The organism is Prosthecobacter fusiformis (assembly GCF_004364345.1).
Taxonomy (GTDB): domain Bacteria; phylum Verrucomicrobiota; class Verrucomicrobiia; order Verrucomicrobiales; family Verrucomicrobiaceae; genus Prosthecobacter; species Prosthecobacter fusiformis.
In genome coordinates, this window is record NZ_SOCA01000001.1 from 1 (window position 1) to 22,310 (window position 22,310).

18 protein-coding genes are annotated in these 22,310 nt (G+C 58.7%); 6 read left to right on the forward strand and 12 right to left on the reverse strand.

Annotated features, from left to right (window positions below; all coding sequences use genetic code 11):
- Positions 1–451: 451 nt before the first annotated feature.
- From EI77_RS00005 to EI77_RS00025, 5 genes are all read right to left on the reverse strand, one after another.
- Positions 452–1,357, reverse strand: coding sequence for a TIM barrel protein (locus EI77_RS00005; RefSeq protein WP_208300220.1), 906 nt, complete (start codon positions 1,355–1,357; stop codon positions 452–454).
- Positions 1,358–1,444: 87 nt separating this feature from the next.
- The gene (locus EI77_RS00010; protein WP_166646921.1) at positions 1,445–2,269 is read right to left on the reverse strand and encodes a sterol desaturase family protein; all 825 of its coding nucleotides are present in this window, start codon (positions 2,267–2,269) and stop codon (positions 1,445–1,447) included.
- A 127-nt stretch (positions 2,270–2,396) separates the two neighbouring features.
- Positions 2,397–3,629 carry an RNA polymerase sigma factor gene (locus EI77_RS00015; RefSeq protein ID WP_133792711.1) on the reverse strand — a complete coding sequence of 411 codons (1,233 nt, stop codon included), beginning with the start codon at positions 3,627–3,629 and terminating at the stop codon, positions 2,397–2,399.
- Between the two features lie 12 nt (positions 3,630–3,641).
- Entirely contained in the window at positions 3,642–3,995 is a 354-nt protein-coding gene (locus EI77_RS00020) for a YciI family protein (RefSeq protein ID WP_208300221.1), read from the reverse strand.
- 49 nt (positions 3,996–4,044) lie between these two features.
- Positions 4,045–4,491, reverse strand: a complete 447-nt coding sequence (locus EI77_RS00025; protein ID WP_166646922.1) for a YciI family protein — start codon at positions 4,489–4,491, stop codon at positions 4,045–4,047.
- A 250-nt stretch (positions 4,492–4,741) separates the two neighbouring features.
- On the opposite strand from EI77_RS00025, the gene EI77_RS00030 reads away from it, so the two are divergent.
- A complete protein-coding gene (locus EI77_RS00030; protein ID WP_133792714.1) occupies positions 4,742–6,070 on the forward strand; it encodes an MFS transporter in 1,329 nt (442 codons plus the stop codon).
- A gap of 48 nt (positions 6,071–6,118) precedes the next feature.
- Positions 6,119–7,930, forward strand: a complete 1,812-nt coding sequence (gene dnaG / locus EI77_RS00035) for a DNA primase (protein WP_133792715.1) — start codon at positions 6,119–6,121, stop codon at positions 7,928–7,930.
- An 18-nt stretch (positions 7,931–7,948) separates the two neighbouring features.
- On the opposite strand, the gene EI77_RS00040 is transcribed toward dnaG, so the two are convergent.
- From EI77_RS00040 to EI77_RS00060, 5 genes are all read right to left on the reverse strand, one after another.
- Positions 7,949–8,302 carry a VHL beta domain-containing protein gene (locus EI77_RS00040; protein ID WP_133792716.1) on the reverse strand — a complete coding sequence of 118 codons (354 nt, stop codon included), beginning with the start codon at positions 8,300–8,302 and terminating at the stop codon, positions 7,949–7,951.
- 173 nt (positions 8,303–8,475) lie between these two features.
- Positions 8,476–9,423, reverse strand: coding sequence for a tRNA lysidine(34) synthetase TilS (gene tilS, locus EI77_RS00045; RefSeq protein WP_166646923.1), 948 nt, complete (start codon positions 9,421–9,423; stop codon positions 8,476–8,478).
- Positions 9,424–9,491: 68 nt separating this feature from the next.
- On the reverse strand, positions 9,492–12,023 hold the full coding sequence (locus EI77_RS00050) for an ATP-dependent Clp protease ATP-binding subunit (RefSeq protein ID WP_208300276.1): 2,532 nt from the start codon (positions 12,021–12,023) through the stop codon (positions 9,492–9,494).
- Positions 12,016–13,137, reverse strand: coding sequence for a protein arginine kinase (locus EI77_RS00055; RefSeq protein WP_133792719.1), 1,122 nt, complete (start codon positions 13,135–13,137; stop codon positions 12,016–12,018). The genes EI77_RS00050 and EI77_RS00055 overlap by 8 nt, the downstream gene beginning before the upstream one ends.
- Before the next feature lie 67 nt (positions 13,138–13,204).
- Positions 13,205–13,687: a UvrB/UvrC motif-containing protein gene (locus tag EI77_RS00060; protein WP_133792720.1), complete on the reverse strand. Its 483-nt coding sequence runs from the start codon at positions 13,685–13,687 to the stop codon at positions 13,205–13,207.
- 669 nt (positions 13,688–14,356) lie between these two features.
- Here EI77_RS00060 and EI77_RS00065 point away from each other — a divergent pair.
- The 4 genes from EI77_RS00065 (at position 14,357) to EI77_RS00080 (ending at position 21,354) form a co-directional block, all read left to right on the forward strand.
- Positions 14,357–16,723: a PSD1 and planctomycete cytochrome C domain-containing protein gene (locus EI77_RS00065; RefSeq protein WP_133792721.1), complete on the forward strand. Its 2,367-nt coding sequence runs from the start codon at positions 14,357–14,359 to the stop codon at positions 16,721–16,723.
- 105 nt (positions 16,724–16,828) lie between these two features.
- On the forward strand, positions 16,829–18,187 hold the full coding sequence (locus EI77_RS00070; RefSeq protein ID WP_133792722.1) for a DUF1501 domain-containing protein: 1,359 nt from the start codon (positions 16,829–16,831) through the stop codon (positions 18,185–18,187).
- Between the two features lie 96 nt (positions 18,188–18,283).
- On the forward strand, positions 18,284–19,723 hold the full coding sequence (locus EI77_RS00075) for a neutral/alkaline non-lysosomal ceramidase N-terminal domain-containing protein (protein WP_208300223.1): 1,440 nt from the start codon (positions 18,284–18,286) through the stop codon (positions 19,721–19,723).
- 17 nt (positions 19,724–19,740) lie between these two features.
- Positions 19,741–21,354 carry a sialidase family protein gene (locus tag EI77_RS00080; RefSeq protein ID WP_133792723.1) on the forward strand — a complete coding sequence of 538 codons (1,614 nt, stop codon included), beginning with the start codon at positions 19,741–19,743 and terminating at the stop codon, positions 21,352–21,354.
- Between the two features lie 96 nt (positions 21,355–21,450).
- On the opposite strand, the gene EI77_RS00085 is transcribed toward EI77_RS00080, so the two are convergent.
- Both EI77_RS00085 and EI77_RS00090 read right to left on the reverse strand, forming a co-directional pair.
- On the reverse strand, positions 21,451–21,711 hold the full coding sequence (locus EI77_RS00085; RefSeq protein WP_133792724.1) for a hypothetical protein: 261 nt from the start codon (positions 21,709–21,711) through the stop codon (positions 21,451–21,453).
- Positions 21,712–21,796: 85 nt separating this feature from the next.
- Positions 21,797–22,237, reverse strand: a complete 441-nt coding sequence (locus EI77_RS00090; RefSeq protein ID WP_133792725.1) for an NYN domain-containing protein — start codon at positions 22,235–22,237, stop codon at positions 21,797–21,799.
- Positions 22,238–22,310: the final 73 nt, after the last annotated feature.

The window sequence follows — 22,310 nt, forward strand, 5'->3', positions numbered from 1 at the left end:
AGGCGCGGCAGGGATGCAGAGATGGCGGGTGAACTCATGAGAGAAGAAGGCGTGAGGATGAAGTCTTGATGAAACCAGGACAGCAGGTGGGAGTCCCCGGCATGAGTTCGAGCTTGTCTGCGGGCTGCCATTCGGTGAGAATGGGCCCTGGATATGGTTCGGCTTCACGGCCGGGCATGGGACAGACACCCGCGCCAATCTAAACTGTAGGATCGTGACTCCTGAGCCGGTGGGCGGTCTGCGGGTGTCTGCTCCCACTTCCGAGTCCATGGGCCATCGCTATCGCGATGGCTTGATCTCTTCAAGGAGGACTCAATGTAGAGACAAGCCGGTGGTGAAAGGAGCGTAGCGACCGAGAACCACCGGACTTCCACACCACACACCACACACCACACACCAACCGCCAACCGCCGTTGCGTCCCGGAGGGACGCCGGAAAGGCACTCCCAATCCTACACATCACAAACCATGCACGCATGCCTTAACGCCAGCACCGGATCGTCCCAGGTCGGGATGAACTCATGGGCCACGTAATCGTGGTAACCGATGTCCAGCACGGCCTTCATGATGGCGGGGTAGTTGATCTCCTGGTTTTCATCCAGTTCACAACGGCCGGGATTCCCCGCCGTATGCAGATGGCCGATGTACTCCTTGTGCTGGTGCAAGCGGCGGATGACATCACCATTCATGATGCTCACGTGGTAAATATCAAAGAGCAGCTTGAAGTTGGGACTGCTCATTTGCTTGATCAGGTCCACGCAGAAATCCACATCATCGCCAAAGTAGCCTGGGTGGCCTTTCATGGGATGCGTATTGTCCCGGCTGTTCAGGTGCTCCAGCACCAGGGTGATGCCTTTTTTCTCGGCATGCGGCAGGACCACCTTCCAGGTATCCAGGCAGTCCTTGATGGCCTGATCACGGTCCATGCCGTCAAACTTCATGCCGGTAAAGGTAATCACCTTTTTACACCCCACATCGGCGGCCACATCAATGCTCTCCGTGAGGGCCTTGATGACCTCGTCTTTAAACTGGGGATTGCAGGGCCCTTTGGCAAAACCATGGGAGCCCACCAGACTGATTCCCAGTCCCAGCTTTTTCACATCTGGATACAGCTTCTTATCGATCCCCTCGATCCCGACCAGCCCGATGTCCTTCGCCTGCTGGGCCAGGACCAGCATGTCCATCGGCTTCCAGCACCAGCCCATCAGCGTGTGTTTGATGCCGCTGTTTTTGATCTTGTAGGCTGGATCAGCCGCCGCTTTGTCAATGGACACAGCAGAGGCCTGCGAGGCCATCGCAAGCCCGGTGGAGGCAGCGGCCAGGGCCGAGGAAGAGCGGAAAAAGGAGCGGCGGTTCATGAGACAAAAAGGAACGCACCCAAGAACACAAAACCATCATCTCGTTGCAAGCGCGGAATGGGCCGGCGGGAAAAAAGATACCGGATGTCACGGGTCCACAGAGCCCGACTTCCTCACCCAAAGTCGCCTCACCGGTTCCCACAACTGCCCCGGCAGGTGCTGCGGAAAATCCTCCGTGATGCCGAAGTCCTCCGGCACGCGGCCACGGGGCATGTAAAAGGTGCCAAAGATCAAATCCCACACGGGAAACAAACCCGCGAAGTTTTTATCCCAGGCCTCCCGCTGGCGGCTGTGATGCCAGCGGTGAAAAACGGGAGTGGAAATGACATACCGAAACGGGCCGAAATCCCAGTCTACCCGCGCGTGCAGAAAGATGGCATAGAGTGTGAAAAACGGCGCAGTGGAAAGGGTCACCCAGGGATTAAATCCCAGCAGTAGCAGTGGCGTCACCTGGATGAACTTGTTCACCAGATCATTCACCGGATGCACCCGAATGCTGCTCAGCCAGTCCAGATCCTCCGAGCTATGATGCACCGCATGAAAAGCCCACCAGCGCCCGCCATGGAACAGGCGATGGCTCCAGTAACCCAGGAGGTCCGCCAGCAGATAAATCTGCACCCCTTGGAGCCACAGCGGCTGACGCGAAACCGGACCAAAACCCGCATACGATTGCTGTCGAAAATCCTCCACACTAGCCACCCCGCACCAGACCAGCAAGGCTGCGGGTAAGATCAGCCCCGCCTTCGAAAGCACCCGCGTTACAAAAGGGGTGAAAAAGAAATAGCCCACATCCGTCAGCCACCCCCGCCGCAGCAGCGGCCCCCGCGCCCTCCCCAGCCCCCTTTCAATAACCAGGAAAAGAACAGTCAAGAAGAGTAGACCGAAGAGGATGTTTTGGAGGGAAGTGGACACACTAATGTAAACGGCGAAGAGGCGGAGTAGTAACGCCGGATTTGTTTTTTTTGGCGGGTTTTAAGTTCTCAGTGCACCGTTCGTAGGGCCCGGACTGGCTGCGGCATGAGCGGTCAAGGCGGGACGGTTATTCCTTTTTTAAATGGATGAGCCGCTGCGATAAAAAGGTCCGGACAGCAGGATCTTCAGTCAGCCCCAGGGCGCGTTTGTAAGCGATGGCAGCGGCATCGCGGGAACCCAGCCGCGTGAGCAGATGTGCCCGTGTGGCCCAGTACGGCTGGTGATCACGCACCATGGAGGCAGGCAGTACATCCAGGAGCTGCAAACCGGTGCTAGGCCCGTGCAGCTCGGACTGCGCCAGCGCCCGTCCGATCCGCGCCCCGATCGCAGGTGTCTTTTGAATCAATGCGTCATATAGCATGGCAATCACTCCCCACTCAATCTTTCCCGTGACCGCGCGCTGCGCATGCACGGATTGAATGGCCGCCTCGATCTGGTATCGCCCCAACTGCTGATGCTGTGCCGCGCGGCGGATCAGGGCTTCCGCCTCGGCGATGAGCGGCGCTGACCACCGCCGTACATCCTGTTCGGGCAAGGGCACAAAGGCGCCTTCGTTGCTGCGCCGTGCCGGATGCCGTGCGTGGGAGTGCAGCATCAGCGCCAGCAGGCCAAGGGCCTCAGGTGAATCCGGCAGCAGATGCACCAGCAGCCGGCCTAACCAAATGGACTCCATGGCCAGTCCACCGCCGGGCCCGCCGGAGCCCGCAGCCTCATCCCATCCGGTGGTGAAGGCGGCATAGAGGCTGTCCAGGACAGACTCAAAACGCTCCGGCCATTCATTTTCACCCGGCACATAAAATGGGATGCGGGCATCGCGGATCTTCGCTTTTGCACGCACCAGCCGCTGGCTCATGGCCGCAGGGGAGACGAGAAAGGCGGAGGCAATGCGGTCCGCCTGGATTCCCAAAACCGTCTGCAAACTCAGCGGGGCGCGTGCAGCGGGATCAATGGCCGGATGGGCGCAGACAAACAGCAGTTTGAGTCGTTCGTCAGGAAAAGTCAGGTCATCCGCCGCCTGCTCGGCCTCAAGCGCGGCGCGTTCCAGTTCCTCGGCCGCCATCTCGCGCGTCCTCTTTCGCCGGTACGCATCCACCTGCTTTCGTTGTGCGGCGCGCAGGATCCAGGCCCGCGGGTTGTCCGGAATCCCGTCCGCCGGCCACTGCCGCAGTGCCGCCAGAAAAGCGTCCCCGAGAGCATCCTCAGCAGAGGCCACATCACCATAACGGGAGGCCAGATAGGCCAGAAGCTGGCCATAGGCTGTCCGGGCGACTTCGTCCACCGCTTCTGCTGAGGATGTCATGGAGTCCAGGAATCAATCGCGGTTCATAGGCGGCAGCACGGGGCGCACTTCCGTGGAGCCACAACTGGCGGACGGAGCCCGTGCCGCCCACTCCAGAGCCACATCCAGATCCGGCACCTCAATGACAAAAAAGCCGCCCAGCATTTCTTTGGATTCGGCATAGGGACCGTCATGGACATGGCGCTGGCCATCCCGAATGCGCACGGTTGTGGCCGTCTCCGGAGGCTGCAGCCCGGCTCCGCTGACCATGATTCCAGATTCAACCAGCGCATTGCAATAGGCTGACCAGGCTCCCCAATAAACGGGCGCCTGGTCAGGATCCTGGCGCTTGGCGAATTCGGCGGCGGTCTCGGTGAAAATGAGCATGTATTCCATAATGTTTGGTTAGGCTAAGGTGAATGAATGTGAAGGTCTTTTACTGAGCAGGCATGGTTGGATTGATAAAATGGGGATGAATCTCCACATATCCGGAAGCGATTCCAGGTGACTTTTTTGCCCAATCCAGGGCCGCCTCCACGTCCGCCACTTCAATGATGAAATAACCTCCGAGCTCCCATTCGCCCTCGGCCCCGGCCGTTGGGTTTGCGGCGGCGGCAGGCCTGCCATCCATCCCGTGAACTGTCCGGACGCCTGCCTTTCCTGGAAGCGCCGTACCACCACGCAGGATGCCTGCCTGGGTCATCGCCTGCGCGTAGGCACCATAGGCCGCCCAGTAGGCCGGTGCTTTTCCAGGATCTGATCGGGCGGACAAGTCCGCCTTGGTTTCATAGATCAACAACGTGAATGGGTCTGCCCATGCCGGGCCGGTGAAAACCAGGGACAGGAGTAGCAATAATGGCGTTTTAAGGAGGTGTTTTTTCATGGTGAACAGATGATATGCCTGATGTGAATGAGGTCGGCCGGTTGCCGGCCTCATGACAGGGTCGTTTCAGCCATCGCCTGTTCGACATTGCGGATAAAAAAATGATGCCGCTGGTGAATTTCTTCCTTTTGAGTGACCGGAACAGCAGGAAGCCGGTTTCAGTTTTCGGTTTTCAGCATTCAGTTTTCCGAGTCCAGGGTCTGAAACCTGCATACTGTAAACCGCATACTGACTCCCCCTCCTCCCGCCAATGCCCCTTAACGCCCGTCTTTTCATCTGGTTCCGGTTGCTGTTTAACTGCCGCCTTTATTACCCCATCTTCACCGTCCTCTTCCTGGACCTGGGCCTGAGCATTGGCGAGTTCGCCGCGCTCAATGTCGTGTGGGCCATCACCATTGTTCTTCTTGAGGTACCTTCAGGCGCACTGGCAGACCAGTTTGGCAGACGTCCCCTCATCGTTGCCGCAGGCTGGCTGATGGTCGCCGAAATGGCCGTGCTCTGCCTCATGCCGGTGGGAAATCATGACGTGGTATTGTGGCTGTTCATTTTGAATCGCATCTTAAGCGGCACCGCAGAAGCCGCCGCCAGCGGGGCCGATGAAGCGCTGACCTATGACTCCCTCCCACAGGCGGAACGCCAGGTGCTGTGGCCCAAGCTTATGGCCAGACTCAGCCGGGCCATCGCCATTGGCTTCATCATCACCTCCGTCAGCGGCGGCCTGCTCTATGATCATGAAAAAGTGAGCGTGGCCCTCGGCTGGCTGGGCTTTGCGGACATCAGCCGCGCCTGGACGATGAAGATCCCCCTGGTGCTGAATTTCATCATCGGCATCGCCTGCCTCCTGGTGACTCTGCGCATGAAGGAACCCGTCACCGCCGAAACCCTGGCCGCCCAAGCACGCGGGGGCTGGCTCCATGAGGCGCGTCTGGCCCTGGGCCGCATTTTGGAAACGGGCCGCTGGATCTGGAATACGGAGGCCGCTTTTACGCTGATCCTGCTTGGCGTCCTGTTCGATAGCATCATCCGCCTCTTCCTCACCGTCTCCAGTAACTTCTATCGCCTCGTCGGCATCACGGAAGCCTGGTATGGCGTCATTGGCACGGTCGCTTCCCTGCTAGGGCTGGCCACGGCCGGTCTCATGGAGCGGATGGCCACCAAGGGGACCCTGCGGGGTAACTTCACCTGGCTTGTGGTCATGACCTTCGTAGGCCTGTGGTTCGCCGCGTATCCGCAGCCCGGATTCCTCGGCGTCGCCCTGGTGGTGCCGCTCATGCTGGGCATGCGTTTTTTGCAATTCTTCCTCTCCCATTACCTGAATGCCATCGTGGATTCCTCCCGCCGGGCCACCGCCCTGAGCTTTCGCGGACTGACCATGAATCTGGCCTATGGCGTGATGACCCTCCTTTTCGGCTGGCATACCGGCTGGCTCCAGGGCCAGCTCGGAGTGTCCTCGGAGGATCCCCAAGTATTCGCCACCAGCCTCACCTGGTGGCCGTGGTGGTTCCTCGGCACTTTGGCCGCTTCTCTCCTCTGGCTACGCTGGCGGCGCTATGGAGCGCAGACGAATCGTCGGCTTTAAAAAAAAACCGATGCCGACGGATCGTCGGCGCTCCATGTTGGGAGTCCCATGCCTCGCATTCCGGAAGAAACTTTGCAGCAAGTGCTCGCCGCCACGGACATCGTGGATCTGGTGGGGCGCTCCGTGAAGTTGCGCCGTGCCGGCACAAACTGGGTGGGCCTCTGCCCCTTTCACAATGAAAAGTCGCCGTCGTTCAACGTACGGCCTTCCACCAATTCGTATCATTGCTTTGGCTGTGGTGCGGGTGGCAATGCTTACCGCTTTGTCATGGAGCATGACGGCCTGACTTTCATGGAAGCGGTGAAACGCCTGGCAGACAGCGCAGGCATCCGCATCGAGGAAGAAGTGTGGGACGCCAATGCCGAGGCCATCGCCAAGCAGCGCACGGCCATGATCCGTGTGCATAAGGAGATCTCCGCCTGGTATCACCAGCTCCTGATGAAGCATCCCATGGCCGATGCCGCGCGGCAGTATCTGAAGAACCGAGGCATCACGGCGGAGGTGGCCAAAAGCTGGCAGCTCGGTTATGCCCCACCGAATACCCAACCACTGCGGGAATGGGCCATGAAGAACAAGTTCGGCTCCGGCTTGCTCATCGAGGCCGGTATCCTGGCCACCAGCGAGGAACGCGGGGATGCCTATCCTCGCTTCCGCCACCGGCTGATGTTTCCCATCCGCAATGACAATGGCGAAGTCATTGCCTTCAGCGGCCGGGTGCTCGAAGCCGATGCCAAGGCCGCCAAATACCTGAACTCGCCCGAGACCCTGCTTTTCAATAAAAGCAAAGTACTCTTCGGCTTCGACAAATCGAAACGCGCCATCTCCAAAGCCGGTCAGGCCATCGTCTGTGAAGGCCAGATCGATACCCTCATGGTCTTCGAAGCCGGGTTTCAAAACGTCGTCGCCGGACAAGGCACCGCCTTCACCGAATTCCATGCCCGCGCTCTGAAGCGTCAGGCGGATGAAGTCGTTCTTTGTTATGACTCCGACAACGCTGGCTATAAAGCGGCCGAGCGTGCATTCCAGGCCCTGGCCCCCTTCGGCCTCATTGTCAAAGTCGCCATGTTGCCCAAGGGAGAAGACCCGGATTCGTATATCCGTAAGCAGGGCGTCGAAGCATTTGGTGCACTGATCAAAGAGGCAAAGGACTTTGTGGACTATCAGTGGATCAGCGTCGGCTCCCGGCGTGACCTCACCGAGATGCGCGAGCGCATCAAGTTCGCCGAAGAGATGGCCGAAAACGTCAAGCTCTTCGATACCCCGATGGCCAAGGAGACCACCATCCAGCGCGTGGCCCGCAGCCTGGGCATCTCGGAAGAAGTCATGCGCAAGCTGGTGGCCCGTGCGGAAAAGAGCACCGGCAAGGCCAAGAAAGAAACTCCCAATGAGCGGCCCGGCGAGAAGCTCCTCGCCGCCCAGGATGCCACCGCCCTACTCCTCTGCCGTCTCGCCATCGCCGATGCCGAAGTGCTTCTCTGGCTACGTGAACATGGAGACAAAAACATCCTGCACGACCTATCCGGGACGGATCTATTGTCACGCGTCTGGTTAGACGACTACGATCCCGCCGTGCCGGATGCCTTCAACAGCTTCCTCATCAGCCTGGACCGGGATGAAGAAGCCGCCTTCAACCAGATCCTCCACATGCCCGCGCCCCCCGGCAATCTCGCCGATGCGCAGCATGCCGTCCAGATCCTCTCCATCAATCGCTTGCAGCAGCAAAAACAGCGCCTGCAGACCCAGCTCAAACAGCCAAACCTCGACGCCCAGGAAGCCGCCGACATCCAACGCGAAATCATGGACCTGCACAAAGAGCTGACGGAGGCGCAAAAGAGCGTCGCACCCCTCAAAGGTGCATGAGGCACCCGTAGAACACGGTTACCTCACCGCGGGAGCGATGATTTCGATTATTCGTGGCTGAGCGTCGGCATAATAGAGATGCCAGGCATTTCCATCTGTGTCTGTGATAAGCCATGGATGAGTCAGAAAGGTAATTTGCGCCAGCGCCTCCTGACTTTGGAGAGTTTTGTACAGTACCCTTTTGCCTGCATAATCCAGCCAGTAAATTTTTACCGACTCACTGCTCCGGTTGTGAAAAGTGATGAGGCTTTCAATGTCGCCGTTTTCAGACCTGATGCCTTTGCCCTCAGCAGGATGCGCCGGTGCAGCCATCAGAGGCAGGCAGGTCGTTAATACGAGCGATATGGACAACCCTAGTATGGACAGTTTCATGGTATGGATGACTCGATTGACTGATAGTGATAAACGTCGGTTGCATCAACAACGTTAGACTCGGCACTTCCTTAGATATCACGCTTGGACTGGCCACTTGCTGGACGATTCATAATATGTCCATGGCCAATATCTCATGGAAGCGGAGGCCTTTTGCCTTCGCCTCCAGGCTCTCACGCCCCTTCCACCCACATTCTCCCCGCCTTCCGACGCAGGTGGCGATTTTCGGGAAGGTTGATTTTGGCCGGGCCGCCTGGATGCAGCATAGACAGCACAGCGTCCATAATCACTGCATCCATGCCGGGCAGACCGAGGACGTAACCTAACCAATGATGCAATACACGGCTCAACACCGCCGGATGCAACGACCGCAGTTCCTGGCCTGCCCGTAGGGAGCCATCGGATTCGATGGCTCCTGCAGCGCTAACAAATTCCATCGCCTGCTCCCACAGACAGCCGTCATCGCGGGCTGCCTGGCGGCCGAGGCGGACAATCAGCGGGGCCACTTCCCGTTGATAAACCTGATTCAGCAAGGGCAGCACCTCATGCCGCAGCCGGTTGCGACGATGCGCCGGGCTGACGTTGCTGGAGTCTTCCCGATAGTCCAGACCATGGGTCTCGATATAAGCTTCGATCTCCTGCCGGGGCATGCCTAACAATGGACGGCAGAGAACCGGGCCGCCGGAGGTCTCGGCCAGCATGCCCTTGAGACCGCCGATACCCGTGCCGCGACAGAGGTTGGCCAGGATGGTCTCCGCCTGGTCATCGGCATGATGGGCCAGGTAGATGCGGGCCGCCTCGTGCTTCACCGCCATGCGCTGGAGGAAGTCGTAACGGGCATTGCGGCCGGCCATCTCCAGAGAGATACGCTGCGCCTTCGCCATGCCTGCGACGTCAGCTTTGGCGATCTCACAAGGCAGTTCATAACGCCGGGCCAGACGGCGGATGAAGACGGCATCCTGGCCGGACTCGCGGCCACGGAGGCCATGGTTGAGATGGCAGAGGATGAGCTGGTGATGCCCGGCGGTGACGAGCATGTGCAGCAGAGCCACGGAGTCCCGTCCGCCTGAGATGGCCAGCAATGCAGGTCCGGCGGGAGCTGGAAGGGTGACGGGATTCACAAATGCAAGTGGCCTTAATGACAAAAAAGGCGGGCCTTTGCAGGCCCGCCTTTTGATTGAACTATTGGTTAGACTGAGGTAGCCTCGACCACCTCGGCCTCGACGTTCACGGGCGTTTCCGCAGAGAACTTGAGGCGCTTGTTTTCGGCGTCGAAGGTCACCTTCACGTGATCGCCCTCGTTGATCGTTCCACCGAGGAGATGCTCGGCCAGAGGATCTTCGATGTTCTTCTCCACGGCACGGCGCATTGGACGGGCACCATACTGAGGATCGAAACCTTCCTTCATGAGGAACTCCGTGGCGCTCTCGTCGAGCACGATGTGGATGTTCTTGTTCCTGAGGCGGGCGACGACTTTGTTGACTTCGAGGTCCACGATCTTGACGAGCTGGGTCTTCTCAAGCATGCGGAAGACGATGAGGTCATCCAGACGGTTGAGAAACTCAGGCTTGAAGAACTTCTTGGCCATCTCAGACAGCTTGTCCTTGATGCTGGCGTTGTCCGCCTCGCCCTGGGCCATGGCGGCAAAGCCGAGGCTGGACTGCTTCTTGATGGTTTCAGCACCGACGTTGGAGGTCAGGATGACGATGGTGTTCCGGAAGTCGATCTTGCGGCCGAAGTTGTCCGTCACCTGGCCTTCTTCCAGAATCTGGAGGAGGAGGTTCATGACATCCGGGTGAGCTTTTTCGATTTCGTCAAACAGCACCACGCTATACGGACGGCGGCGCACAGCTTCGGAAAGCTGACCACCTTCTTCATAACCGACGTATCCGGGAGGCGCACCAATGAGGCGGCTGGCGGTGTGCTTCTCCATGTATTCGGACATGTCGAGCTGGATGAGAGCCTCGGCACTGCCGAACATGAATTCAGCCAGGTTCTTGGCCAGGAAGGTTTTACCAACACCGGTTGGGCCGAGGAAAAGGAAGGAGCCGATAGGGCGGCGGGGGTCCTTGAGGTCGGCACGGGAGCGGCGGAGCGCCTTGCTGATGGCGACCACAGCTTCGTCCTGACCGATGACCTTGCCTTTCAGCTCGGTTTCCATCTTCAGCAGCTTCTGGGCTTCGGCAGTCTCCATGCGCTGGAGCGGCACGCCGGTCCACTTGGAAACCACGGACATGATGTCGTCCTCGGAAACGTCCACGATACGCTCGGTATTGTTCTGTCTCCAGGTTTCCAGGATGTCGTCGTACTTCTTCTTGGTGTTCTTCTCGCTGTCACGCAGACGCGCGGCTTTTTCGAAGTCCTGATCCTTGATGGCGGTTTCCTTCTCGATGCGGATGGTCTCGATCTCAGCTTCGATGGTCTTGAGTTCGGGCGGACGGGTCATGGCGGCGATGCGGGCCTTGGAGCCAGCTTCGTCCATGATGTCGATGGCCTTGTCAGGCAGGAACCTGGAGGTCAGGTAGCGTGAGCTCAGCTTCACCGAGGAGGTGATGGCTTGGTCAGAATACTTGGCCTTGTGATGCATCTCATACTTGCCCTTCAGACCCATGAGGATCTGGATAGCGTCTTCCACGGAAGGCTCTTCCACCTTCACCTGCTGGAAGCGGCGCTCGAGGGCGGAGTCCTTCTCGATGTATTTGCGGAATTCGTTCAGCGTCGTGGCACCGATGACCTGGAGCTCACTGCGGCTGAGGGCGGGTTTGATGATGTTGCTGGCATCCATGGTGCCTTCAGCAGAGCCGGCACCGACGATGGTGTGCATCTCATCAATGAAGAGGATGATGTTCTTGTTGCGACGGATCTCGTCCATCACAGCCTTGATGCGTTCCTCAAACTGACCGCGATATTTCGTACCGGCGACCATGAGGGCGAGGTCAAGGATGACGACTTTTTTATCGCGCAGGATTTCGGGGACGTTACCGGCGGCGATTTCCTGGGCCAGGCCTTCGACGATGGCGGTCTTGCCGACCCCGGCCTCACCGATGAGGACGGGGTTGTTCTTGGTGCGGCGGCAAAGGATCTGGATGACGCGGGCAATCTCTTCCGTGCGTCCGATGACGGGATCCATCTCGCCTTTCTGGGCGATTTCGGTCAGGTCACGGCCAAAGGCACGGAGAGCGGGCGTCTTCTCGTTCTTTTTCTTCTTCTTGTCGTCTTCGGTATTGCCAGATGGGGAGACGGGTTCTGAATCCTCTTCTTCCTCTTCGCCGTTACCGCTGGTGAAGTTGGGGTCCAGTTCCTTGAGGATCTCGTTGCGGGCCTTGTCCAGATTGATATCCAGATTGCGCAGGACCTGAGCGGCCACGCCTTCGCCTTCACGGAGGAGACCGAGGAGGATGTGCTCCGTGCCGACGTAGCTGTGATTCAGGGCTTTGGCCTCCTTGCTGGCGAGGGCGAGCACCTTTTTCACGCGTGGCGTGTAAGGGATGTTGCCCACCATCTTGGTTTCCGGGCCGGAGCCGACCTGCTGCTCCACCTGGAGACGGACGGTTTCCAGGTCGAGACCGAGCTTGGTGAGGACGTTCACCGCCACCCCTTGGCCGAGTTTAATGAGGCCAAGAAGCAGATGCTCCGTACCGACGTAGTTATGGTTGAAGCGGTCGGCCTCCTTGCGAGCGAGGGCCAGAACCTGTTGGGCGCGTGGGGTAAAATTATTCATCATTGGAATCAGAGGGTTTTTCCTCCGAGGGTTGGTTGATTGTCGAAACGTTAGAAGGGCCAGTCAGCAATTGCAAACGCGTCCGGGTAATTTCCGCGCGGCGGGTGTCCCGCTCTTCCGGCGACAGGTCGCGCTCGGCACTGAGCTGGAGGTGGGCGGGCTGGATTTCGAGTAAGAGCATGTCGAGCAGACTCCGGTCGCAATTGGGGATCAAATCCATATCTGCCCCCAGTCTTAACAAAGAAAGCAGGTTGAGTGCCTCTTTCGAGGTCAAAACGTGCGCGTAACGCAAAATAGCAAAAGCACGGCCGACTTGGTCATGCAGCATGGTGGGATTATCCTCCAGGAGCTTCTGGCGGGCATTGACCTCCGAGCTGACGACGCGCTCGATGACTTTTTCGATCTGGGAGATGATTTCGCCCTCCTTTTCCCCCAGCGTGTGCTGGTTGGAGATCTGGAAAAGATTTCCCAGGGCCTCCGTGCCTTCGCCATACAGGCCGCGCACGGCCAGGCCGATCTTGCCGACTGCCTTGATAACGGGATTGATCTGGTCAGACAGGACCAGGGCAGGCAAATGCAGCATGACGGACGCACGCATGCCGGTGCCTAAATTGGTGGGGCAGGCGGTCAGGTAGCCCAGGCGGTCATCATAGGCATAAGGCAGCATGGATTCCAAGGCGGTATCCACTTTATCCACCAGGGAATAGGCACTGCGCAGGTTCAGACCGGCACGTATCCCCTGGATACGGAAATGGTCCTCCTCATTGATCATGATGGAAAGGCTCTGCTTACGGTCCACCACGACGGCGCAACCGGCAGCACGGGCGGCATGCTCCCGGCTGACGAGGTGGCGCTCCACGAGCACCTGCTTGCGGATTTTGCTCAGGCCGGAGTATTCCTCGCTGTAACCATCGGCCATTTCAGGCAGGGATTCCACACAGGGGCGGGCCAGTTCCAGCAGTTCCACGCGCTGGCGCTCGGCGGAATAGCCAGGAAAACTGAAGCCACGGAGGTTGCGAGCCAACCGTACCCGGGAGGTCATGACGACATCCGAGTGCAACCCGCTGCCTTTCATCCAGTCAGCTGGGTGTTTAATGAGGGTCGTGAATCGCATTGGGGGGGTGATTCTATAGAAGGGATAACGTCCTGGATTGTTCGATCAGATGCAGAACGATGATAAGTCAGGCGTGACTGGGATGGCTGGATTGCAGGGACTCGATTTCGGACTTGAGGCGGGCGGCGTCTTCGTAGCGCTCGTCACGCACCGCACTGGCCAGTTCCTCACGCAAAAGGCCCAGGTTTCCAGCGATGGCATTTTGGGTGACGATCTGGTGCGGTACCTTGCCGACATGGCGGGTGCCTTTGTGCATGGATTTGAGCAGACCATCCAGACCATCGCGGAAGGTGTGATAGCATTCTGGGCAGCCCATGCGGCCGATCTTTTTAAGCTGCGCGGCAGTAAAACCGCATTCTGGGCAGGCTGTCTCCGCACTGATGGGGGCGGGTGCCTGGCTCAAAAAAGCCTCCGCCAAGCCAAAGCCGGTTTCATCTGTGACTCCCTTCGCTTTCGAGCAGGTATCGCAAAGATTCACCGTGGTCATCTGCCCATTGATAATCTGGGTGAGAAACACGGTGGCTTCACTTTCGCAAACGTCACATTTCATAGAGATAATATTCCTGGCGGTGGAGCCATTGCATACGATACGCACGGCGCGCAATCCGGGTACTGCTAGGGCATAGAGAATCTCGCGTCAACACGCGGTCTGGCGGCGGAGAGGGGGGAAGTGCTCAGTTCGCAGTGCTCGGTGCTCAGTTCGTAGTGGGGGTGAGTGGGACTGATGGGATCTATGGGACGGATAGGTGGAAGTATGCGGCGTGTGAGGGTGTGCTTTTTGCTGAGGGCGGAGGGAACTGGGCGCTGTTGAATGGGGAAATGGGGATGATTTTTGATTTTTCCCCATTTGGGGATTTTAGGTGATAAGGCGTTGGCAGGCAGGGATTTGGGATGGGGATTTGTTTTCCCCATGGCATCCCCAGGCTCCCCACAGGGGGATTGAAAGGGGAAAACCGTGCCGGGTGAGGCATGATGCTGAAACCGTGTGAAGATGAAAGCGGGTGGCTTGGACGGCGACGCGGGGTTCTTCTGAACGGCTGGCAAAAGGCACCTCCAGTGGATGGAAATCGGGCTGCCAGCATAGGAAGAGTATCGGTTATCCGTGAGTGATTTGCAAGGTCGGCGGGTTGAGCCCGACGGCATTCTTTGAAAGCACGGAATCGGATAAAATGGCCAAGGGACGTAAAAGCGGGACTGAAGGACCGTATGTGAATGCCTGATGATGCAGCTTCCTTCCCTGTCTGCTTTTATACACCCTGCGTTTTGGCTGGTACTGGGGTGTGCCGTGAGCAGTGCGGGAACAGCGGAGATGACGACGGAGAGGCGGGCTTTTTTTGAGAGCAAGATCCGGCCGGTGCTGGTGAAGCAGTGTTATGAATGCCACTCCGCAGGGGCCAAGAAGATCGGCGGGAAACTGCTGCTGGATAGCCCGGCGGAGATGCTGGAGGGCGGGGAGTCCGGGGCGGCAATGGTGCCGGGGGATCCGGATGAGAGCTTGATCATCCAGGCTCTGAGGTATGATGGAATGGAGATGCCGCCGGATAAACCGCTACCGGAAGGGGTGGTGCAGGATTTTATCACCTGGGTGAAAATGGGTGCGCCGGACCCGCGGGAGAATAAACCGAGGCAGGTGGAGCGGATGACTGTGCCGGACCCGGCCACCGTCTGGGCGTATCAACCCGTGAAGAATCCGCCGGTGCCGGTGGTGAAAGATGGCGGGTGGCTGCGGGACCCGGTGGATGCTTTTATCCTGAAGCAGATCGAGCAGGCGGGACATCGCCCCGCCAGGGACGCGGGGGCGGAGACGCTGGTACGGCGGCTGTACATGGATCTCACCGGGCTGCCGCCGACGGCGGAGGAGGTGGAGGCTTTTGTGGCGGCGCTGAAAGCGGAAAAGCCGGGAGCGACGAGCGCTTATGAGCAGTGGGTGGACCGGCTGCTGCAGAGCCCGCATTTCGGCGAGCGGTGGGGACGGCACTGGCTGGATGTGGCGCGCTATGGGGAGTCCAATGGTAATGACGGACTGAGCCGCAACCCCAGCTTTCCCCATGCGTGGCGATACCGGGATTATGTGATCCGGGCTTTCAACGAAGATGTGCCGTATGCCCGGTTCATCACGGAACAGATCGCCGGGGATCTGCTGGCTGCGGAGTCCCCTGCCCAGCGTGACCGGCAGTTGATCGCGACGGGATTCCTGGCATTGGGGGCGAAGCCTGCGAAGGCGATGAACGAGAACTTTGAGATGGATGTGGTGGCGGACCAGATCGGTGTGGTGGGCCATGGCATCCTGGGACTGAGCGTGGGCTGCGCGCGCTGTCATGACCACAAGACGGACCCGATATCCGCCCGGGACTATTATGCGCTGGCGGGCATTTTTAAGAGCACGGAAACGCTGTGGGGCGCAGCGGCTCTGCAAGCACTGACGGCTCCGCAGACGGCGCTGCATGAGCTGCGGGACTCCCCTAGAGCAGCACCCAGGGAGGAGATCGAGCCAATCATCCTGGCCCACAAACCGCGCCGGGCGCAGGCCAAGGCCGCTTTCACTTACAAAAACAGCGACTGTCTGGCCATGGGTGTGCGAGAGGCCAAAAAGGTGGAGGATTGCAAGCTGAACATCGACGGTGAATCCAAGAAGCTGGGGGCCAGCATCCCACGCGGTTTTGTGACTTCGCTGGGAAATGTGACGCTGGAAAAACCCCTGGATGAAACACGGAGCGGCCGGCTGGAACTGGCACAGTGGCTGACGGACCCTGGGCATCCCCAGACGGCACGGGTGATGGTGAACCGCATCTGGCAGCATCTGTTTGGCGAGGGGCTGGTCCGAACGCCGGATGACTTTGGCGTGTATGGGGAAAGGCCGACACACCCGGAACTGCTGGATCATCTGGCCACACGCTTTGTTAGGCAGGGGTGGTCAGTGAAACGGATGATCCGGGATCTGGTCATGAGCCGCACATATCAGCAGGACAGTATCTGCGAACCAGGCGTGGGGAAGGCGGACCCGGACAATCTGCTGCATGCGCGGCATAACCGCCGGCGGCTGGATGCGGAAGCACTGAGGGATACGATCCTGAAGGTGAGCGGTGGACTGAATGCACAGCCTGGCCAGGGATCGCTGATCCAGGGGCGGGATGTGCTGATCAATGAACTGGGGCATCTGCATCAGCCCAGCCAGCACCGGAGTGTGTATCTGCTGATGCTGCGCAACTCAATGCCGCCGGAACTGACGCCATTTAACCTGCCGGATGGCACGGCGGTGGTGGGAAAGAGAGATGTATCGACGCTGCCGACGCAGTCGCTTTATCTGCTGAACAATGGATTCCTGGTGAAAGAAGCGGAACGCTTTGCCGAGAGGGTCCTGACAGATGCTGGAGACGAAGATGCGAGCCGGGTACGGCTAGCCTATAGACTCGGTTTGGGGCGGGATCCGACGGCTGAGGAAAGCGCAAGAGCGATGGAATTTATGCGAGAGATAGATCTGAACGCGGTGTCTGCTGAAGCGGATGATCAGAAGAGATTGAAAAGCACCTGGGCGATGTTTTGCCAGGCACTGCTGGCGAGCAGTGAGATGCGATATGTGGATTGAGGACTGTCTTAGCCAGGCAGCGGATGCGGCAGGTTGAGGGGCCAAAGAAAGTTCCCCTCAGGGATCTGCGTATTCTCAGTCTGGCCACACCCAGGCATCATGATCATGCACTCCGGTACCTACCCTCTTTCCAGACGTGACGTGCTGCGCACCGCTTCGTGCGGCTTTGGTTATCTGGCGATGTCTGGGCTGGCAGCGACGGCGAGTGGGAATGGGGCTGCGGATTTGACAGCGAGACCACCCCGGATGCAGGCGCGGGCCAAGCGGGTGATCTTTTTAAACATGGGCGGAGGCCCCGCGCAACTGGACACCTTTGATTACAAACCGCAGGTGGGTAAGGTGCCGCATGCGGGATCGGTGGTGAATTTCCAAAGGCAGGGCGAAAGCGGGCTGTGGATCTCTGACCTGATGCCGAATATTGCGCGTCATGCGGACAAGCTATGCGTGCTGAATGCGATGCATGCGGATACGGGCATCCATGCGCAGTCCATGCTGCAACTGCATACGGGTGACCGGCTGCGTCCCTGCCCGAGCATGGGCTCGTGGGTGGCGTATGGTCTGGGTACGGAGAATGCGAATCTGCCTGGATTCATCAGCCTGAATACATCCAAACCGGCCGAGTATTCCAGCGCCTGCCTGCCGCCCATCTATGGTGGCACACCTATCGGTGTGAATGGGGAAAACATGTCGCGGGCGACGATCAGCGACATTCAGGGGGAGCACCTGCCGCTTTCCATGAAAAGAAGGCAGCTTGATTTGATCCAGGCAATGAACCGGGACCATCTATCCCAACGGCGGGATGACGAGCGGCTGGAGGGGGTGATCCAGACGATGGAGCTGGGCTTTCGCATGCAGGCATCCGCGCCGGAACTGCTGGACATCAGCCAAGAATCTACAGCTACGCGGGAGCGCTACGGGGTGGGGAAAAACTACGCAGTGGGTACCTGCAAGCCGTCTGACTTTGGACGGCAATGCCTGCTGGCACGGCGCTTTTGTGAAGCGGGGGTACGGTTCATCGAATTGAATCATGGAAGCTGGGATCAGCACACAGATCATCGACGGGATCTGCACGCCAATTGCACCTCCGTGGATGCCCCCATCGCGGCGCTGCTGGATGATCTGGACCAGCGTGGACTGCTGGATGAAACACTGGTGGTCTGGGGTGGGGAGTTTGGCCGGCCGGGTCTGACACCCGGCAAGGATAACGACAAGACGGGACACAATGCGCGGGCTTTTACCTTTTGGATGGCAGGCGGCGGAGTGAAGGCGGGGCATGTGCATGGAAGCACGAATGAAACAGGGGCTGAATGCGTGGAGGGCAAGGTGCACTTCCGCGATATGCATGCGACGCTGCTGCATCTGCTGGGCCTGGATCATGAGAACCTGGCGGTGACGCAGGGCGGGCGCAGCATCCGGCTGACGGGGGTCCAGGGCGGGCAGGTGGTGAGGGAAATCCTGGCGTAAAGGGAAGGCGCAAACGTGCCCTTGAATGAGCGTGCAAAAAAGAAAAAAAAGAGACAGGTGGGGAGTGATTTTTTCTGATGATGAAGCGCGTACTTCATGAACCAACCCACCATGAAACACCGCCTCATTCATTGCCTGTTCATTTTTGGCCTAACGTACTCCTTAACAGCCGCTGATAAGCCGACCCTGAAGGCGGGGGCGGCAGCGGTGGACATCACACCGGAGCAATTTCCCATGAACATGCCGGGTGGCTTCAGTGCGAATCTGGCGGAGAAGGCGCATGATCCTTTCCATGCCCGGGCAATCGTCCTGGCGGATGGGCAGACGGAGCTGGCGATGGTGGTGGTGGACAACCTGGGCGCTGGACCTGATGTCCTGAATGAGGCCAAAAAAATCGCTTCAGAAAAAACGGGCATCCCAATGGAGAAGATGATGATCAGCTCCACGCATACCCACAGTGGACCATCCCTGAATACCCGCAGCGAGCAGGCGGCGGCGTATTACCAAAAGTTTGTCCACGGCGTATCGGACTCCATCATCCGTGCGCATGAGGCGCTGAAGCCTGCCACGGTGGGAATGGCTGCGCAGGCACTGCCGGATGAGGTGTTTAACCGCCGCTGGTATCTGAAGGAGGGGAAGATGCCGCCGAATCCCTTTAACCGGCTGGATCGTGTGAAGACGAATCCCGGATACAGCCGGGATGTCATTGACCGCCCGGCGGGGCCTACGGATCCTGACATCACGGTTCTTTCCATTCGGGATACCAAGCGCAACCCCATCGCCCTGTATGCGAATTATTCCCTGCACTATGTGGGCGGCGCACCGAAGGGGCAGATGTCAGCGGATTACTTTGGTGAATTCGCCCGGCTGATGCCTTCACGAATCCGGGGTGATGAAAACTTTGTGGCGATGATGTCTAACGGAACATCCGGGGACATCAACAACCTGCCTTTCGGCGTCACTCGTCCACCGCGCGAGCCGTTTGAGCAGATCCGCATCGTGGCGCAAAAAGCGGCTGATGCAGCCTGGGTGGCTCATGGGAAGATCGACAAACATGAGACAGGCCTGCGGCTGGGCATGCTGCAAAGGGAGGTGACGCTGAAGTATCGCCGCCCCTCCGCCCAGGAGGTGGCCGAGGCCAAAGCGGTACTGGCGGTCAAAGACAAGGAGGCCGTGGCCAAGCTGCCGGGGCGGGCGCAGAACTATGCACGCAATACGGTAAGTGCGGCAGAAAACCCTGAAGAGACACTGACTGTGCAGATCCAGGCGATCCGCATCGGCGACTACGCGGTGTGTGGGATTCCCTTTGAGGTGTTTGTCGAAATCGGCCTGGACTTGAAAAAGCGTAGCCCTTTTTCCAAAACGATGGTGGTGGGTCTGGCCAATGGCAAGCATGGCTACCTGCCAACGCTGGAGCAACATTCGTTAGGCGGCTATGAGACGTGGCTAGGCACGAACCGGGTGCAGCAGGATACATCGGTCATTTTAACGGATCATCTGCTGGAGATGATGAAGGAGCTGAAGGAGATCGAATAACTTCCGAAAAAACCGAGATGAAATTCTACGCTCTTTTTCTCTTCGGCATGGCCTCAGTTGGGCTCGCCCAAGCGGCGGACGACGAAGGCATCCAATGGCTGGTGAACTATGATGGCAAGGCGGTGCCTGATGGCGCATGGACAGCCGTCGGCAAACCGCAAGCGAGCCTTGAAAAAGACGGGCTACGACTTGCGGATGATGCCACGGGTTTTGGTCACTATCGCCAGGGCTGGAAGGCAGGGCCGGAGGATGAGATCATCGTGGAAGCCACGGTGAAGACGGGTGCCATCACCGGGGCGAGCAAGAACAAACCGGCGACCTCCCTGTGGCCTTGGCGTGATGGGGCACCGGTGATGGTGCAGGTGAGTGATGGCAGGCACCAGGATGGCCTGGTGCTGTTTCCAGCGCAGGCGACGAGCTTCACCGACCGATTCATCCCGATGGATACAACGAACCGATTCCACACCTATCGGCTTGTCATTCGCGGGACGGATATGAGCATGTGGGTGGATGGCGTGCAAAAGGTGACGGGGCAGAATGCCTTTTGGAAAAAAGCGGATTCGCCTGAGCCTTTCATCCAGTTTGGCTCCAGCGCCAAAGTGCCTGCGGGGGAGGCTTGGTGGGCATCGGTCAAGCTGGGTGTGCGCAAAGTGACTGCGCCTCTGCCGAAGGATCCGGTGAAGATCACCGTCAGCGAGCCGTGGGCGATCCCGCGCGAGGATGTGCGCCAGACGCGGCCTTACCTTTATGACATGGGCCAGGGCCTGCTGCTGATGAGTGTGGCACAAGGGCCGGATGCGCTATACGAACCCTATGGCCTGCTGAAATCCACCGATGCAGGCAAGACATGGACGCCTATCCCCGGACTGGACAAACTGGATACGACTCCACTGCCCGTGCTGCGTCGGCCGGATGGCAGCATCCTGGCCGCCTCACGCTGGACATGGTTGCAACCGGATGGATCGCTCCTGGCGAAAACGGTGCATCTGGATGTCACTGCCTCCAAGTTTACCATGATGGATAGCAAGATCGTGCTGCCGAAGCTATATGCGAACGAGGATAAGAATGACCAGACCATCTGCGAGCGCCACATTTGGAACGACGATGACGGCGGAGCCACCATGGTCATCTGGACCCGGAAGCGGGTACCGCGAGCGGATGGCCGGCGTGATACCGAGCGATGGTCCCATCTGGTCAAGACCACGGACAATGGCCTAACATGGAATTATGTCTCGACGATTGGCCCTGGTGGAGAACCGGCGGCAGTGCGACTATCCCCCACAGAAATGACGGCGGTGATCCGTGGGGACCGGGACTCGCAAATGAAGCAGATGTTTTCCCGAGATGCGGGCAAGACCTGGAGTAAACCCATCGCCATGGAAGAGGGCAAGGTGTTGCCGGATCTGGTGCTGATGAGCAATGGTGTGCTGGCATGCAGCTATGGCCGCCCGGCCTCCTGCATCATGTTTAGCCTGGATGGTGGCAAGACCTGGCCTTCCCATCATGTGGTATCGGATCGCGTGTCCTTTAACTATACCTCCATCCGGGAGATCAGTCCGGGGCGGCTGCTGTATGTCCATGACGCGCCGAGAATGAACGCGCTTTATATTGATGTGGAGACTGTGAATTAAAAGGGCGTGAAGGCTCGTGCTCCTGATGCAGCCCGCAGTATTCGCATTGGTTACCAGCACGTTTTCTGAGGCGCTGTTTGATCACGGCATCCATGATCAAGCGGGAGACAGGCGCGCGAGATAAAGTCTTGCTTGAGCTTGAAGGACTGAAATAAAAGTACTTTCACGCACCCAATTTTCATATTCCCGGTGCTCTTCAGGAGTGAGTGTGGCCTCATTGCATTTTTCAGCAAGAGCGTCCATTCTCTCAAGAATTTCTTCATCTGTGCTCAAAGCCAATAACCGTCTGGCACCGTCTTCAGAGAAAATGGGATTGGCGGGATCAAACAACTCCGAGAGAGGATCAGAGGTCTTCATGTTGGACAGATTGCACGTCGAGACCCAGTTATCAAGGACCTTCCTGGACAAGCCCATGCGGTGTGGGCTTCCCTCTGAGCCATCCCTATCTGCGTTTGCTGATCTCATCGCCCAGCCGTCGCTCGGCGTCTTCGCACATGCTTTTGAGCATCTCGGGGCTGGTCCAGTCGGCCCCACAGGCGAGGATGGTTTCGCGCACCATGCCGTCGGCGGAGACGACCTGCATGGGATGCTGCCGGGCATAGCGACTGGCCAGACGCTCGATGATGGCATCCGCCGTGGTGGTTGCTTCGGCATAGATGACCTGAAGACCTTCCGGTTCGCGCTCCTCGCTGCGCTGGGAATGGGTGCCATCAAAGACGAGGACAACCTGCTTTCCAGTCATGTCTTGATACGTGCGAAGGCGTTTCATCAGTTCCAGCCGGGCCAGGTGGCGGCGGCTGGCGCTGCGCTGGTCACGCTTCAACTCCGGCCAGGCGTGCATCACGCTGTGACCGTCCACGAGCAGGTAAGAAAGAGCGGACATGGATTGTGAAAGCGAGGCCAGCAAACAAGAGGGCACGCGTCGACGCAACCCTGCACATCCGTAAACATGGCAT